The sequence below is a fragment of the Pleomorphochaeta caudata genome (assembly GCF_055395745.1).
In genome coordinates this window covers 802,495-817,716 of the sequence record NZ_AP042458.1, presented here as the reverse complement: position 1 = coordinate 817,716, position 15,222 = coordinate 802,495, and the positions used below count along the sequence as shown (strand labels likewise).

Annotated in this window: 16 protein-coding genes; 10 read left to right on the top strand and 6 right to left on the bottom strand. The window is 29.1% G+C overall.

The window, feature by feature from the left end; genetic code table 11:
- The first annotated feature begins 141 nt into the window (after nucleotides 1-141).
- Entirely contained in the window at nucleotides 142-810 is a 669-nt protein-coding gene (locus ACZ5RS_RS03795; RefSeq protein WP_464637618.1) for a PspA/IM30 family protein, read from the top strand.
- Between the two features lie 2 nt (nucleotides 811-812).
- Nucleotides 813-1,043: a PspC domain-containing protein gene (locus tag ACZ5RS_RS03790; RefSeq protein WP_464637617.1), complete on the top strand. Its 231-nt coding sequence runs from the start codon at nucleotides 813-815 to the stop codon at nucleotides 1,041-1,043.
- Between the two features lie 36 nt (nucleotides 1,044-1,079).
- On the opposite strand, the gene pspF is transcribed toward ACZ5RS_RS03790, so the two are convergent.
- Nucleotides 1,080-2,147, bottom strand: coding sequence for a phage shock protein operon transcriptional activator (pspF, locus tag ACZ5RS_RS03785; protein WP_464637615.1), 1,068 nt, complete (start codon nucleotides 2,145-2,147; stop codon nucleotides 1,080-1,082).
- A 243-nt stretch (nucleotides 2,148-2,390) separates the two neighbouring features.
- Here pspF and ACZ5RS_RS03780 point away from each other — a divergent pair, with 243 nt between their 5' ends.
- The 6 genes from ACZ5RS_RS03780 to ACZ5RS_RS03755 all read left to right on the top strand — a co-directional run bounded on the left by ACZ5RS_RS03780 (nucleotide 2,391) and on the right by ACZ5RS_RS03755 (nucleotide 7,608).
- A complete protein-coding gene (locus ACZ5RS_RS03780; RefSeq protein ID WP_464637613.1) occupies nucleotides 2,391-3,032 on the top strand; it encodes a PspA/IM30 family protein in 642 nt (213 codons plus the stop codon).
- 1 nt (nucleotide 3,033) lies between these two features.
- The gene (locus ACZ5RS_RS03775; RefSeq protein WP_464637612.1) at nucleotides 3,034-3,399 is read left to right on the top strand and encodes a hypothetical protein; all 366 of its coding nucleotides are present in this window, start codon (nucleotides 3,034-3,036) and stop codon (nucleotides 3,397-3,399) included.
- A gap of 5 nt (nucleotides 3,400-3,404) precedes the next feature.
- On the top strand, nucleotides 3,405-3,773 hold the full coding sequence (locus ACZ5RS_RS03770; RefSeq protein WP_464637610.1) for a PspC domain-containing protein: 369 nt from the start codon (nucleotides 3,405-3,407) through the stop codon (nucleotides 3,771-3,773).
- Nucleotides 3,770-4,669, top strand: a complete 900-nt coding sequence (locus tag ACZ5RS_RS03765; RefSeq protein WP_464637609.1) for a DUF4097 family beta strand repeat-containing protein — start codon at nucleotides 3,770-3,772, stop codon at nucleotides 4,667-4,669. Before ACZ5RS_RS03770 ends, ACZ5RS_RS03765 begins: the two co-directional genes overlap by 4 nt.
- A gap of 183 nt (nucleotides 4,670-4,852) precedes the next feature.
- Complete coding sequence (aspS, locus tag ACZ5RS_RS03760) at nucleotides 4,853-6,652, top strand: aspartate--tRNA ligase (RefSeq protein ID WP_464637607.1); 1,800 nt, start codon at nucleotides 4,853-4,855, stop codon at nucleotides 6,650-6,652.
- A 59-nt stretch (nucleotides 6,653-6,711) separates the two neighbouring features.
- On the top strand, nucleotides 6,712-7,608 hold the full coding sequence (locus ACZ5RS_RS03755; RefSeq protein WP_464637606.1) for a cation diffusion facilitator family transporter: 897 nt from the start codon (nucleotides 6,712-6,714) through the stop codon (nucleotides 7,606-7,608).
- On the opposite strand, the gene ACZ5RS_RS03750 is transcribed toward ACZ5RS_RS03755, so the two are convergent.
- Nucleotides 7,605-8,141: a GNAT family N-acetyltransferase gene (locus tag ACZ5RS_RS03750; RefSeq protein ID WP_464637604.1), complete on the bottom strand. Its 537-nt coding sequence runs from the start codon at nucleotides 8,139-8,141 to the stop codon at nucleotides 7,605-7,607. The genes ACZ5RS_RS03755 and ACZ5RS_RS03750 overlap by 4 nt on opposite strands.
- Nucleotides 8,142-8,298: 157 nt before the next feature.
- Between ACZ5RS_RS03750 and ACZ5RS_RS03745 the strand changes: the two genes are divergently transcribed.
- Nucleotides 8,299-9,486 (top strand): phosphopentomutase, encoded by a 1,188-nt coding sequence (locus tag ACZ5RS_RS03745; protein WP_464637603.1) that lies wholly within the window; start codon nucleotides 8,299-8,301, stop codon nucleotides 9,484-9,486.
- A gap of 72 nt (nucleotides 9,487-9,558) precedes the next feature.
- On the opposite strand, the gene ACZ5RS_RS03740 is transcribed toward ACZ5RS_RS03745, so the two are convergent.
- Genes ACZ5RS_RS03740 through ACZ5RS_RS03725 form a run of 4 tightly spaced genes read right to left on the bottom strand, consistent with a single transcriptional unit; the run spans nucleotide 9,559 to nucleotide 12,873 of the window.
- Nucleotides 9,559-10,302 carry a DUF6062 family protein gene (locus ACZ5RS_RS03740; protein ID WP_464637601.1) on the bottom strand — a complete coding sequence of 248 codons (744 nt, stop codon included), beginning with the start codon at nucleotides 10,300-10,302 and terminating at the stop codon, nucleotides 9,559-9,561.
- Between the two features lie 8 nt (nucleotides 10,303-10,310).
- Nucleotides 10,311-11,042: a glycerophosphodiester phosphodiesterase gene (locus tag ACZ5RS_RS03735; RefSeq protein ID WP_464637600.1), complete on the bottom strand. Its 732-nt coding sequence runs from the start codon at nucleotides 11,040-11,042 to the stop codon at nucleotides 10,311-10,313.
- A gap of 59 nt (nucleotides 11,043-11,101) precedes the next feature.
- A complete protein-coding gene (locus tag ACZ5RS_RS03730) occupies nucleotides 11,102-12,046 on the bottom strand; it encodes a transketolase family protein (RefSeq protein WP_464637598.1) in 945 nt (314 codons plus the stop codon).
- Nucleotides 12,046-12,873, bottom strand: a complete 828-nt coding sequence (locus tag ACZ5RS_RS03725) for a transketolase (protein ID WP_464637597.1) — start codon at nucleotides 12,871-12,873, stop codon at nucleotides 12,046-12,048. Before ACZ5RS_RS03725 ends, ACZ5RS_RS03730 begins: the two co-directional genes overlap by 1 nt.
- 317 nt (nucleotides 12,874-13,190) lie before the next feature.
- Here ACZ5RS_RS03725 and ACZ5RS_RS03720 point away from each other — a divergent pair, with 317 nt between their 5' ends.
- The gene (locus ACZ5RS_RS03720) at nucleotides 13,191-14,951 is read left to right on the top strand and encodes a proline--tRNA ligase (RefSeq protein ID WP_464637595.1); all 1,761 of its coding nucleotides are present in this window, start codon (nucleotides 13,191-13,193) and stop codon (nucleotides 14,949-14,951) included.
- Nucleotides 14,952-15,222: the final 271 nt, after the last annotated feature.

Genomic DNA, 15,222 nt, shown 5'->3' with positions numbered 1-15,222 from the left:
TATTACTTAACATATCATAAGTTTAATTTGTCTAATTTTGCTATTTTTCCCTATTTTTTTATTTTGGCACAGAAAATGCATTAGTATTTTCACAAACATAAAAATAAAAAATAAAATTTATTATAAAGGAAGAAAAAAAGTATGAAAACCTTCAAAAGATTTAAAAACATTGTAAACTCAAATTTAAACAGCGCATTAGATTCATTAGAAAACCCAGAAAAAATGATCAGATTAATGATTACAGATTTAGAAGAAACCCTAACACAAGTTAAAAGAACAAAAGCATCTCACTTAAGAGATAAAAGTGTATTAGAAAAAGATATTAAAGATTTAAAACAAAGAATCGAAAGATGGGAAAGCAGAGCAAAATTAGCAGTTGAAAAAGGAAAAGATGATTTAGCTAGAGAAGCTCTAAATGAAAAAAGAAATTGTGAAGCAAGAATTAATACTATTGTAGATGATCTAAAAAATTATGAAAGTCTATTAATGAGTGATGATGAATCAGTAGCACAATTAACAACAAAGTTAAAAGAAATTAAAGAAAAACAATCAACTTTAGTAAGAAGAGCACAAGCTGCAAAAAACAAGAAAAAAGTTAACAGTGCAATAAAAGTTTCAGAGAGTTTTGAAATTGGTGAAAAATTCAATGAACTTGAAGCAAAAATTGAACAAATGGAAAGTGAAGTAAATTTAAGCCATAGTTCAAGTGTTAATGAATTTGAAAAAATGGAAATTGATAGTGAAATTGAAGCTGAATTAGAAAAACTAAAAGCCGCTACAAAAAAAGAAACTAAAAAGGAAACAAAGTAATCATGTATTATGACGAAGAAGAATATTATTACAGAAGAAAAAGACCACGTAGAAAACTTTATAAAAGTTCACACGGTATACTATTTGGTGTTTGTGAAGGACTCTCAGATTATACAGGGATAAGTGTTGGTTTGATTCGTTTTATAACCATTGTTACTTTTATTATATCTGGCTTCTTTCCAATCGGAATCATATATTTATTGATGGCACTCTTTTTGCCAACAAGGTATTAAACAAAATTTGAGAGCTTCGGCTCTCATTTTTTATTTTTATAATAAATGTTTAAATTTTCTATATAAACCTCTTAACTGATCATAAGACAAACCTAATAACTCTGCGGCTTGTCTTTGATTATTATTTGATTCAATTAGAGCTTGTTTTAAATATTGTAAATCAAAATTCTGTCTATTTATTAAATAATTGTTTAATTCAATTTTTTCAGTTACTACTTGTTGAATTTCAGGATCTGTTTTAACCATCTTTTCACTCTCTGAACTTTTTTTAACTACTTCTATTTTTTCTTCTTCATCATTATTTTTTATGCCTTTAGAAACAGGTTCAAAAGGATTTTTAAATGGATCTAGATCTAATTCTCTAATTATAGGTTCTTCAGATCTATAAACCGCCCTTTCAACAACATTTTTTAACTCTCTAACATTTCCAGGCCAATCATAATTTAACATTTGTTCAATTACTTCATCACTAAATTCTGGAAGTTGTTCTAATTTGCATTCCATACTCATTTTTGAAGCAAAATAATTAGCTAAAAGAATTATATCATCCCCTCTTGCTCTTAGAGGAGGTAAAAATAAAACTTCAAAAGACAACCTATCTAATAAATCTTCTTTAAATTTTCCTTCATTACATAGTTTCTTTAAATCTTGGTTTGTTGCACCAACGATTCTTACATCTGTTTTATATGGCTTAGAAGATCCAACTCTCTCAAAAGTACCATACTCTACAACTCTTAAAATTTTCTCTTGAACTTCTAAAGGAATTAGTCCAATTTCATCTAAAAAAAGAGTTCCTCCCTCGGCTTCTTCAAATCGACCTTTTCTTGATTTTTGTGCTCCAGTAAAAGCACCACTCTCATGACCAAATAATTCTGTTTCTATTAATGAAGGAGGTAATGCTGCACAGTTAACAGTTACCAAAGATTTTTCCCATCTAGGAGACAAATAATGTAATCTTTGGGCAGCAAGCTCTTTACCACTTCCTCTTTCCCCAATTACCAAAACACTTCTATTTACTCTTGCAGCTTTACTTAATTTACTTTGAAATTTTAAAAATATATCACTTTCTCCAAGAGGTTTTTCCGTCTGATAATCATAATACATAAATTTACTCCTACATGGTGAATTTTACCATACTTTAGTATTAATACAAATCTAAATTAAAATAAATAGTTTCAATAAATAAAATAAAATATTTACAAACAGAAACAAAAGTGCCTATAATTTATTGTATTAAAAGGATTTAATACTAATTTAATTAAAACTTATTATTTTTTTTAAACTTTGGCACCATTATTGCATATAAATATATGTAAAAACAAAACCTTAATGTAAGGAGACAATATAATGAGTGTATTTTCAAGATTTATGGATATTATAAACGCTAATATTAATTCAATATTAGACAAAGCAGAAGATCCAGAAAAAATGATTAAATTAATGATAACGGAAATGGAAGACACATTAATTGAATTAAAAACATCCTGTGCCTCTTCAATGGCAAATGAAAAAAGAGCTGACAAAAAAGTAAAAGAATTAGAATCTGCTATTAGCCATTGGCAAAGTAGAGCTATGCTAGCTATCGAAAAAAATAGAGAAGATTTAGCAAAAGAAGCTTTACTAGAAAAGAAAAAATTAGTTGCAGCTTTAGATAAAGAACTTAAAAATTTAGAAAGTATTAAAGAACTTGTAAAAGTTTCTAAAGATGAAATAGCACAAGTTGAAGAAAAACTTAGAAGTGTAAACAACAAATACAATCTAATGAAAGAAAGAACAAAGAGAGCTGAAGAAGAGAAAAAGGCTCAAGATATCCTTCATAAAACAAAAAATACAAACTTTGATTTTATGGAAGATAAAATAAATAGAATGGAAGCTATGAATGACTTAGATAACACTTATGACGATTTAGATAAAAAATTCCAAGATCTAGAAGGCATGGATGATATCGAAAGCGAATTAGCAGAACTAAGAAAAAAATTGGAGAAGTAGTATGGGAGTTTGGATTGTTGCAATTGTTTTTTCTTTCTTAGCATTTTCAACCTATCTTGATTATAACAAAAAAAGAGAACGTGATAAAATTAATGCCGCTCTTAGAATGGAAGAAATGAGAAGAGGTTATAAACCTGGTACTTACAGCGAATATAATGCTAAAAGAAGTAAAAAAGATTATAAAAAAAGATCAAAACATAGACACTATGAAGAAGATGATTTTGTTCCAGTTTTTGATACAAATATAAAAGAAGAAAGACAAAAAGAAAGAGCCGATTTAAAAGAAGGCATTGATGATTTGATGACTAGAATAAACAATCTAGAAGTCATTATGGAATCTGAAAAAGAAAAGAAAAAAGGTGAATAATCGTGATGAAAGACATAAAATTAATTAGAAGATCAAATAGAAATGCTCGTATCTTTGGGGTTTGTGCAGGAATCGCACAATGGGCAGAATTAGATGTAAGAACTTTTCAAATTTTTGCATTCCTAATTGTATTATTTACAGGATTTTTCCCTGGTGCAGTGATTTACATTATTTTAGCACTTATCATACCAGCAGAAAGCTCTTCATCAAACTATTACTATGATGACAATAGAGAAGAAGATCCTTATTCTGATAAAACAACTGATGAATTAAGAAAAGAATATGAAGAACTTAAGAAAAAAGTTGAATCCATGGAAAACGATATGTTCGACAAAGAAAAGGATTGGGATCAAAGATTCCACGAGGAAAAATGAGAATAAAAGATACAAAAGCCAATAAAATATTCATGCTAGTATTACTTATCATAATAATGATAGTTTACTTTGACTCGAAGTATTCAAATAGCGGTTCTAGCACAGCAGAATTCAATTTTAAAAATGATATAAATATTGAAACAATTTCTGCAAACATCAATATTTGGGTTGATAATAAGTATGACACTGCTCAAGTTATTTACAATTCAAAAAACAATGGATATTTAGATGTTGAGGAAAGAGATGGAACGACAAATATAAAAGAAAAAGTTAAAAAGAAATTTATTAATTTTGTATTTGATAATGAAACTCCTACACTATCAATATATTTACCTTCAAATGAATTAAATAATTTACGTATTAATTCAATTAGTGGCAACATTGAAGCTTATGAAAATCTTAATTTTAAAAATTTAGAACTCTTTTCAACTAGTGGTAATATAAATCTTCTTGATGTTAATTCAGAAAAAGATTTATCCATAAAAACAATCTCTGGAGAAATTTTCTTAAATAATGGAAATGCTGATGTTATTAATATATCTTCAACTAGTGGATCAATTGAAACATATAACTTAGATTCTAGTGATACTTCTTTATCAAGTATTAGTGGAGAAATATCAGTTAATGATATAACTACTGATAAGCTAAAAATAAAAACAACTTCCTCTGATGTTGATTTAGACTATGCTGATGTAAAAGATAAAATTGATATTTCTACCGTTTCTGGAGAAATAGATGGAATCTTCAAAGATGTAGAATATAAATACAATATTGATACTATTAGTGGAGAAATAAATATTAATGAAGCAGAATATGAAAAAAAATATTCTACTCCCACAGGTATTCCTTTTAATTTAAAAACAGTTTCAGGAGATTTAAATATAAACACAAAATAAATTAATAAAAACATACTATATGTTATATACTCTTATTTTTAACTATAAATTAAAAATAATTAAGTATATAACATTTTTTTATTTTCATAATCTGCAATTTATTATAGTATAATACAAGTTGCTATTTATTATTTAAAATAATATTATCAAATAAATTAAATTATTGAATATAGAGGAAATATTATGTCAGAAGAAGCTTTCGCTCAAAGAACTACAACTTGCGGTAGTTTAACAAAAGCAGACGCAGGAAAAACAGTCGTATTAAATGGTTGGGTACATAGAGACAGAAACCATGGTGCACTACATTTTATAAACTTAAGAGATAGATATGGAATTACTCAAGTAGTTGTTGATGATGATGCATCAAAAGAACTTCAAGAAACAGCTTCAAAATTAAGAATGGAATTTTGTATTGCTGTTACAGGGCTAGTTCGTCAACGTCCAGATACAATGATTAATAAAGACATGGTTACTGGAGAAATAGAAGTAAAAGCAGAAAAAATTGAAATCTTAAGTAAATGTTTACCTCTTCCTTTTATGATTGATGAAGAAACAGAAGCCAATGAAGATTTAAGATTAAAATATAGATTCTTAGATTTAAGATCTTCCGGTATGCAAAAAAGAATCAAGCTACGTCATGAATTTGTTAAAGCTATAAGAGAATACTTCTATAAAACAGACTTTTATGAAATTGAAACTCCAACTTTAATCAAAAGTACTCCAGAAGGTGCTAGAGACTTCTTAGTTCCTTCAAGATTCTATCCAGGAAAATTCTTTGCATTACCACAAAGTCCACAATTATTAAAACAAATCTTAATGGTAGGTGGTTTTGACAAATATTTCCAAATTGCTAGATGTTATAGAGATGAAGATGCTCGTGGTGACAGACAACTAGAATTTACTCAACTAGACTTAGAAATGAGCTTTGTTAAAAGAGATGATGTTTTAGTATTAATGGAAGATTTGTTTAACCAAGTCTTCAAAAAAGTAATGAACATCGACCTACCAAAAGAATTCATTCGTTTATCTTATGAAGAAAGTATGAACACTTATGGTAATGACAAACCGGACTTACGTTTTGATGTGAAAATTAAAGATGCTATTGAAATTGCTGAAAAATCAAGTTTTGCAACATTCAAAGACATTATAAGTGCTGGTGGATCAATTAAAGGTCTATGTATTCCAAAAAGTGATAAAGTAAACTTCTCAAGAAAATATATTGATGAACTTCAAGAGGCAGCAAAAACTTATGGAGCTAAAGGTTTAGCTTGGATAAAAGTTGGCGAAAACAACACCTTATCTGGTGGCGTTTCAAAATTCTTCGTAGGTTTAGAAAGTAAAGTAATTTCATACTTTGGTGCAACTGAAGGTGATTTAATTGTTATGATAGCTCATAACTCTTGGAAAAAATGTTGTACTAGCCTTGGCGCAGTTAGATCAAAAGTTGGTAAAGATTTAGATTTAATTCAACCTGGTTTTAAATTCTGTTGGATTATTGATTTCCCTCTATTTGAATTTAATGAAGATGAAAATCACTGGGAAGCAGCACACCACATGTTCAGTATGCCTCAAGCTGAATACCTAGATACTTTAGAAGAAAATCCTGGTGCAGTAAAAGGTGACTTATATGACTTAGTATTAAACGGTTATGAAGTCGCTTCAGGTTCAATTCGTATTCATGATGTAGAATTACAAAAGAAAATCTTTAAAATTTGTAACTTTAGTGAAGAAGAAGCTGAACAAAAATTCGGTTACTTATTAGAAGCATTTAAATATGGAGCTCCACCTCATGGAGGAATCGCTCCTGGAATTGATAGAATGGTAATGATTATGGCTGAAGAAACATCAATCAAGGAAGTAATAGCATTCCCTAAAAATACTGCTGCTACATCTCCTATGGATGATTCTCCATCATATGTTGACGATCAACAATTATCTGATCTCCATTTAAAAGTTGTTTATCCGGAAAAGAAAGATAAATAATTTTAATATTACTGGGGTATCAAAACTGATACCCCTTATTATTTTATAGGGCTAAAAAAATGGCTAAAACAATTGAAGAAAAAACAGTAAAACATATTAGCACAACAAGTATTCTAGCTAATTTAGTTTTATCAGCATTTAAATTTTTTGCTGGGGTCTTTGGACATAGTGAAGCATTGGTAAGTGACTCAATACATTCATTATCAGATGTATTCTCAACTATAATTGTAATAATTGGTATAAGAGTTGCTAGTAAGGAACCAGATAAAAACCATCAATATGGTCATGAACGTTTTGAAAGCGTTACCGCTATATTATTATCAATTGTTTTAGCAATAACAGGCTTTGGTATTGGACTTAATGGCTTTAATAAAATTATTGAAAAAAGCTATTTAAATGCTCAAATACCTACTACTATTGCATTAATTGCAGCATTAACTTCAATAATTGTAAAAGAAAGTATGTATTGGTATACAAGATTTGGAGCAAAAAAAATCAATAGCGGAGCCTTAATGGCAGATGCTTGGCACCATAGATCAGATGCGTTATCTTCTGTTGGTTCACTTATAGGTATTATAGGAGCAAAAAACGGATTTCCAATTCTTGACCCAATTGCAACTCTAGTTATTTGTATCTTTATTTTAAAAGCTGCCTACGATATTTTCAAAGATGGAATAAATAAAATGGTTGACACCTCCATTCCTAGTAAAGTACTAGATAGCATAAGAAATGAAGTAATGGAAGTTGAAGGTGTTATAGATATTGATTTATTAAAATCTAGACAATTTGGAAATAAATGTTATGTAGATGTTGAGATATCAGTTGATGGAAATTTAAAACTATTTGCAGCTCATGAAATTGCAGCAAAAGTTCATAACAATATCGAAACAAAATTCCCAAATGTTAAACATTGTATGGTTCATGTTAACCCATATAATATTGATAACAAAGATTAAAGATTTTCATTTAAAATTACCATATGAACATGGTCTTCCCATTTTCCATTTATTTTTAAATATTTTTTGGCAAGACCTTCTTCACTAAACCCATTTTTTTGTAAAACTTTTAATGATCTCATATTTCTTGGCATAACATTAGCTTCAATTCTATGCAATTTTAAAGTAGTAAAAGCAAAATTAACAACTTGTTTAACAGCAAAAGACATGTACCCTTTATTTAAAAAATCTTTATCTAATCCATATCCCATAAAACAAGATTGAAAAGCACCTCTTACAATATTGGATAAAGAAATATGTCCTATAAGAAGATTATTTTCTTTTTCAAAAATATAAAAAGTATATGAATCATCCTTATCCCAAGCTTCTCTATTCTTTAGTAAAACATTTGCTTGAAAATCCAAAGTAAGAAAATTAATAGGTCTTATAGGTGAATATGGAGCTAAAAAAGAATTATTCCTTTTACAATAATCCAATAATTGATTTGCAAAAAAACAATCAGGAGCTTTTAATATAATTTCATTATTTTCCATTTTTCCTCCTAAAAAGAGCTCTTTTTTATAAAAAAAAATTCTAGAGTTGATAGTATAGCTTTTTACAAGTATTATTACTATACAAATAATTAAAGCGTTGTAAAAGAAACATACCAGCACTTAGCTGAAAGCCTTAGACAGCCTCTAGGAGAAAAGTATGAAATATAAAAGAATATTTACAATCGTTATCGATTCACTTGGCGTTGGAGCTATGCCTGACTCAAAAGAATATGGGGATGTTGGAGTTAATACTCTCTCTCATATTTCTGAAAGTGTAGATTCCTTTAAGATTCCTAATTTACAAAAATTAGGATTAGCAAATATATGTAAATTAAAACAAGTTGAACCTGTAAAAAAACCACTCGCATATTATACAAAACTTGCTGAAAAGAGTCTTGGCAAAGATACAATGACAGGGCATTGGGAAATGATGGGTCTTCATATAACTAGCCCATTCCAAACTTTTACTGATACAGGATTTCCCAAAGAACTTATTGATGAGCTAGAAAAAAGAACCGGACATAAAGTAATTGGAAACAAAAGCTCAAGTGGAACAGTAATTCTCGATGAATTAGCAGAAGAAGAAATTGCAACAGGAAATATGATTGTTTATACCTCTGCAGATTCTGTTTTACAAATCTGTGGAAATGAGGAAACCTTTGACTTAAAAGAACTTTATAGATGTTGTGAAATTGCAAGAGAATTAACACTTAGAGATGAATGGAAAGTTGGAAGAGTTATCGCAAGACCTTATTTAGGAAGAAAAAAAGGTGAATTTAAAAGAACTGCGAATAGACATGATTATGCTCTAAAACCTTATGGAAAAACAGCATTAAATGTATTAAAAGAAAAAAACTTTGATGTTATTTCTGTTGGAAAGATTTTTGATATTTTTGATGGAGAAGGATTAACTGAATCAAATAAATCTAAAAGTTCAGTTCATGGTATGGAACAAACAATAGAAATTGCAAAAAGAAACTTTGAAGGACTTTGCTTTACAAACTTAGTAGATTTTGATGCTCTATGGGGACATAGAAGAAACCCACAAGGTTACGCACAAGAAATTGAACGCTTCGATGTAAAGTTAGGAGAATTATTAGATATTCTTAATGACGATGATTTACTAATTATTACAGCAGATCATGGAAACGATCCAACATACACAGGAAGTGACCATACTAGAGAATATGTCCCTTTCTTAGCTTATTCTAATAAAATTAAAGAACCTAAAGAATTAGAAATTTATGATACTTTTGCTATAATTGGAAATACAATTGCTGATAATTTTGATGTAAAAATGCCAAAAGATACAATTGGCCACTCAATTTTAGATGAACTAAAATAATAATAAATTATATTTTAATTAAGCTGTTAACATTCAAGTATACCAAAATCTTTTGGTTTTGATTTTAACAGCTTATTCTTTTATTGGATCAATTACTCTATAATCACCAACCATTTTGCTGACAGCTCTTTTATGAGCATTTTCACAACCATTAAATGGTTTATCTTTATTTTCACTTTTATATTTTTGAGTTAGCCAAAGAACATCATCAGCGATTCTATCTAAATTTCTTATTTCAATTTCAGTTAAGTATTTTATAAAGGTTGCACCATCTTTTGCCCCTAATACATCAACTGCATTATTAATTAATTCATTATAATGGTGTAAACAAAACCCTTTACTTTCTGCTAAAGCTTTTTTAAAGTCTTCTTCATGAAAAGCCATATATATAATTGTATAAAGATATCTGTTTAATCTATCTTGCATCTGAGAACAAATAAGACAACCCTTTTCTCTATCTAATAACTCTTTTTCAAAATCTTTTATAGCATTATTAGTTTTTCTTCCAGGTTTAACATTTAATAAATTGGTAAAAGATTTTTTTAATTTATCCCTACTTTGAGCCAAATAAGTATCACATATTAAAGCTAAACCTTGAGGCTTATTTGCTTTACTTAATTCTTGAAAATGATGGAAACAAAATCCATGTTCATTTACTTTAACTCTAGTTTCGGGATTCATTACAGAAGAACCTAAATAAAAATCAATTCCATGTTTTTCTGCTTCTTTCATCAAAGAACACAAAAAGCATTCATCATCTTTTTCTAAAGCATCCCAAACAGGAATCGTTTCTAATTTATATTTTGGTTTACTCATTTATTATTTTATCCGTTAATATATTTGCTTACTACATTAGGATAGTTTGTTATAATTCCTTCAACTTCCCAATCTACACAATTCATCAAATCCTTCATTGAATTTACTGTCCAAGTATTAACTTGAATATTATTATCTTTGCATTCTTGAACAACTTCTCTAGATAAAGTTTTTACATCAGGATGGTAAGCATTCATGTTTAATTTAGTAGCATATTTGCCAATGTTTATGATGCCAGAGGAATCAACTAATAACCCACAAGGTATTGTTTTGTCAATTTGCTTTGTAATTATTGTTGAACTATGATTAAAGGAAGATATTATAACTCTATCTAATAAATTATATCGTTTTAAAGTATTTATAACCTTTTCTTCAATATTATCGTAATATATCAAATTTGTCTTTAATTCGATATTTGTAATAACATTTTTATCTTTTATATATTCACAATATTCATCAAAAGTAGGTATAGATTGTTTTGGATACAAATCATTAAAAATGTAATTAGCATTTAACGCTTTTATTTCATCAATAGTTTTATCTTTTATAAAACCAACTCCATCTGTTGTTCTATCAACTTTTTCATCATGAATTATCACTAAATTATCATCTTTTGATAAATGAACATCCAATTCAATCCTATTACAATTACAATCTTCAATTGCTTTTGAAAAAGCAATCATTGTATTTTCTGGATACATTCCAGAAAAACCTCTATGAGCATATACATTTATTGACATTTATCGCCTCTAAAAATTGGGAGCTGTTATCACTAACAACTCCCTAAATAATTTTACTTTTATTTAATTAGAGCTTGAGCTTTTTCAGCAATATTCTCAGCTGTAAAACCAAAGGTCTTTGCTAGGTAGTCTAGTTTTCCGACTTCTCCAAATCTTTCTCCAACATTTACAAAGTCCATCTTTACTGGATTTGTCTTTGCTAGATAAGAAGAAATCATTTCTCCTATTCCACCACTGTATCTTCCATTCTCACATACTAATATCTTCTTACAGCGTTTTGCTACTTCATCTATTAAGTCTGTGTCTAATGGTCTTATTGTATGTAAATCTACTAATGTTGCATCTATTCCTTTTTCTTTTAGAATATCTAATGCTCCACTTGCTGCATCTACCATTGTCTGTCCACTTGCTATTATTGCTACATCTTTTCCTTTGCTTAACTCGATTCCCTTTCCTAACTCTATCTTTGTTCCTACTGGGTATCTATGAGTTACACCTTTTCTTGCAGATCTTATATAGCTTGTCTTTCCATTTTCATACACTTGTCTTATTAATTCATACATACTTTGTGCATCTGATGGGTCTATTATTACTACCCCTGGTACTTGTCTCATTAATGCTATATCTTCAAATGGCATATGTGTTCCACCATTTAATTGTGCTGTTATTCCAGGGTCTGATCCTATTAGGTGTATTACTTGATGTGCATAGCCTACTGATATGAAGAATTGGTCAAAGGTCCTTCTACTTGCAAAACATCCAAAGGTGTGTGCAAATGGGGTTAATCCTACTGATGATAATCCTGCCCCTACTCCTATCATATTTGCTTCTGCTATTCCACAGTTGAAAAATCTTTCTGGATATTTCTCTTGGAAACTTTTTGAGCCTATACAACTTGCTAAGTCTGCATCTAGCATTACTACATCTTCATGTTCGCTTGCTAAATCATTTATTGCTGCCATTACAGCATCTCTCATATTCTTTATATCGCTTGTATCTCTCATTAGTTAACTCCTTCTCTTTCTCGAAGTTCTTCTACTGCTTTCTCTGCTACACTTTCATCGTATGCTATACTATGGTTTGCAGTTGTATTTTCTCCTGGTATAAAGCCATATGATTTAATTGTATCTAATACTATCATTGATGGTCTATCTACTACTTTCTTTGCTTTCTCTATGGCTTGTGCTATTTCTCTAAAGTCATGTCCATTTATCCTTTGTACATGCCAGTTAAAACCTAACCATCTTGTATCTATGTTATCCATAGTTACTACATCTTCTGTATATCCATCTAGTTGCAATTTGTTTAAGTCTGTAAAGGCTATTAGATTTCCAAGTTTCCATTGGGCTGCTGTTTCTGCTCCTTCCCATATTTGGCCTTCTTGGCTCTCTCCATCTCCTATTACTACATATGTCCTTGCATCTATCTTCTTTATCTTTTGTCCTAATGCTATTCCTACTGCTGCTGAAAATCCTTGTCCTAAAGATCCTCCTGTAAAGTCTACTCCTGGTGTCTTTGTCATATCACAATGACTTGGTAGTTTTGTTCCACCTTGGTTCAATGTTAATAACCATTCTTCTGGAAAGTATCCCTTACTTGCTAAGGTTGCATATACTGCTGGTCCTGCATGTCCTTTGGAACATACAAACCTATCTCTGTCTTCTTTCTTTGGATCTTTTGGATCTATTCTTAATTCTTCATAGTACAAATATGTTAATAACTCTACTATCGACATACTTCCACCTATGTGTCCTGAGCCAAAATGTCCAATTTCTCTTATTGTCATTTCTCTGATTTTTAAAGCTTGTTGCTTTAAGCTTTTGACATCCATGGTTTTCTCCTAATTTTTTATTTTTTCTAATTTTTTATTTTTATTTTTAAACCTAAATAATATTAATCTATAAAAAAATTATAATTTTATAAAAACCTCTTTAATTAAAGTTATTTAAGCATAAAATTACACTATTTTCTGTTCGCAAATTATAACATAAAAGAAAAATCATGCAAATAAAGATATATAACATAATCAGTAATTAATTATATATTATATAAAATAAGAGTTTTTATTGAACTAAAAAACTTGTAGTGAATTATCAATTTTGATACAATACCAACATTGAAAAATTATCAATATCAGGAGATATAACTATGAGAATGAGCAAAATGTTTTCTAAAACTTTAAGAGAAGCTCCAAGTTCTGCAGAAAGTAAAGGTTATGAATATCTTTTAAGAGCAGGCTTTGTACAACAAATGGGAGCTGGAATATTTTCTCTCTTGCCTTTAGGCTATAAAACAAACTCTAAAATTGAAAAAATTATTAGAGATGAAATGGACCAAATTGGTGGTCAAGAAATTTTAATGCCTGTAGTTAATCCCGCTGATATTTGGAAAGAAACAGGAAGATACTATAGCATCGATAAAGAAATGAGTCGTTTTAATGATAGAGCTGATAGAGACATGGTGCTTGCAATGACTCACGAAGAAGATGCAACTGCTATTGCAAGACAAGAAATTGGTTCTTATAAACAATTACCTCAACTTATTTATCAAATCCAAACAAAATGGAGAGATGATGCTAGACCTAGAGCTGGTTTAATTCGTGTAAGAGAATTTACTATGAAAGATAGTTATAGCTTTGATAAAGATATTGAAGGTTTAAACGAACAATATAAAGAACACTATGCATCTTATTTTAGAATCTTCTCAAAAGCTGGCTTACCTGTAATTGTAGTAGGTGCTGATTCAGGCATGATGGGAGGAAAGATTTCTCATGAATATATGTATTTATCCCCTATTGGAGAAGATACAATTATTACCTGTGATGAATGTGACTACACTGCTAATAGACAAGTTGCTGAATTTAAAAAAGAATATTTTAAAGAAGAAGAAAAAGAAATTGAAAAAGTACTAACCCCAGATTGTAAAACAATCGAAGATTTATGCAATTTCTTAAAAATTGAAAAAAGACAAACTGCAAAAGCTGTATTTATGGTAGGAACATTTATAAACGATAAAACAGGTGAAGAGGAAGAAAAATTAATTGTAGCTATAATTCGTGGAGACTTAGATGTTGAAGAAAACAAATTACAAAAAGCTGCAAGAGCAAATTCTTTAAGACCTGCTCATGAAGAAGAAATTTTAGCTGCTAAAATGGTTCCTGGCTATGGTTCTGCAATTAATTGTGATTCTAGAGCAATAATAATAGTTGATGACTCAGTTAAGAAAAGCAACAATTTAGTAGCTGGTGCAAATGAAAAAGGATATCATCTATTAAACACCAATTATGGTAGAGACTATAAAGGAATAGTTGCTGATATAGCAAGTGCAAAAGCTGGGTATACTTGTTTATGTGGTCATAAATTGAAAGAAAACCGCGGTATTGAAGTGGGTAATATTTTCCAACTAGGTACAAGATATAGCGAAGCTATGAATTGTTACTTCACTGATATTGATGGAAAGAAAAAACCTGTAATTATGGGATCTTATGGAATTGGTGTTGGTAGATTCTTAGCTTGTTTAGCAGAAGAATACAATGATGAAAAAGGATTAAAACTTCCAATTACTGTTGCTCCTTATCAAGTACATTTAATCAATCTTATTAAAGACGCTGCTATCGGAGAAAAACTATACAAAGAATTATCTGATGCTGGTGTTGATGTTCTTTATGATGATAGAAAAGAAAGTCCTGGTGTAAAATTCAATGATGCTGATTTAATTGGTTTACCTATTAGAATCACTCTTGGAAACAGAAGTGTTAAAGAAGGAAAAGCCGAAGTTAAATTTAGAAGCAATCTTGATGAAAATCTACTTTTTGATTTAGATACTCTAACACAAAAAGTAATTGAAACTATTGATTCATTAACAAAAGACATTAATGATAAGATTATTCACAAAGAATTAAGTTTATAATTTTTTATTTTTAATATTTATCTCTTCTAATTTAATTATTGGAAGAGATTTTTTTAACATATTTCAAACTTCTCCCTTATTGTTTTTCTACAAATTATCAAAAATTTATATAATTTTTTAGATAAATTGCTTATTTAAGCATTAATGATATAAATTTGTAGTATTATTTATTTATTTTATATTGACTTATTCAAACATATAACATACTATAACAACTGTAAGTGAGAAATTTCATTTTTCACTAACACGTCTCTAATTACTTTTATTGACA

What these genes read in the sequence shown, in the direction of transcription:
- ACZ5RS_RS03795 (WP_464637618.1), top strand. Translation starts at nt 142, where the DNA reads ATGAAAACCTTCAAAAGATTTAAAAACATTGTAAACTCAAATTTAAAC.
- ACZ5RS_RS03790 (WP_464637617.1), top strand. Translation starts at nt 813, where the DNA reads ATGTATTATGACGAAGAAGAATATTATTACAGAAGAAAAAGACCACGT.
- pspF (WP_464637615.1), bottom strand. Translation starts at nt 2,147, where the DNA reads ATGTATTATGATTATCAGACGGAAAAACCTCTTGGAGAAAGTGATATA.
- ACZ5RS_RS03780 (WP_464637613.1), top strand. Translation starts at nt 2,391, where the DNA reads ATGAGTGTATTTTCAAGATTTATGGATATTATAAACGCTAATATTAAT.
- ACZ5RS_RS03775 (WP_464637612.1), top strand. Translation starts at nt 3,034, where the DNA reads ATGGGAGTTTGGATTGTTGCAATTGTTTTTTCTTTCTTAGCATTTTCA.
- ACZ5RS_RS03770 (WP_464637610.1), top strand. Translation starts at nt 3,405, where the DNA reads ATGAAAGACATAAAATTAATTAGAAGATCAAATAGAAATGCTCGTATC.
- ACZ5RS_RS03765 (WP_464637609.1), top strand. Translation starts at nt 3,770, where the DNA reads ATGAGAATAAAAGATACAAAAGCCAATAAAATATTCATGCTAGTATTA.
- aspS (WP_464637607.1), top strand. Translation starts at nt 4,853, where the DNA reads ATGTCAGAAGAAGCTTTCGCTCAAAGAACTACAACTTGCGGTAGTTTA.
- ACZ5RS_RS03755 (WP_464637606.1), top strand. Translation starts at nt 6,712, where the DNA reads ATGGCTAAAACAATTGAAGAAAAAACAGTAAAACATATTAGCACAACA.
- ACZ5RS_RS03750 (WP_464637604.1), bottom strand. Translation starts at nt 8,141, where the DNA reads ATGGAAAATAATGAAATTATATTAAAAGCTCCTGATTGTTTTTTTGCA.
- ACZ5RS_RS03745 (WP_464637603.1), top strand. Translation starts at nt 8,299, where the DNA reads ATGAAATATAAAAGAATATTTACAATCGTTATCGATTCACTTGGCGTT.
- ACZ5RS_RS03740 (WP_464637601.1), bottom strand. Translation starts at nt 10,302, where the DNA reads ATGAGTAAACCAAAATATAAATTAGAAACGATTCCTGTTTGGGATGCT.
- ACZ5RS_RS03735 (WP_464637600.1), bottom strand. Translation starts at nt 11,042, where the DNA reads ATGTCAATAAATGTATATGCTCATAGAGGTTTTTCTGGAATGTATCCA.
- ACZ5RS_RS03730 (WP_464637598.1), bottom strand. Translation starts at nt 12,046, where the DNA reads ATGAGAGATACAAGCGATATAAAGAATATGAGAGATGCTGTAATGGCA.
- ACZ5RS_RS03725 (WP_464637597.1), bottom strand. Translation starts at nt 12,873, where the DNA reads ATGGATGTCAAAAGCTTAAAGCAACAAGCTTTAAAAATCAGAGAAATG.
- ACZ5RS_RS03720 (WP_464637595.1), top strand. Translation starts at nt 13,191, where the DNA reads ATGAGAATGAGCAAAATGTTTTCTAAAACTTTAAGAGAAGCTCCAAGT.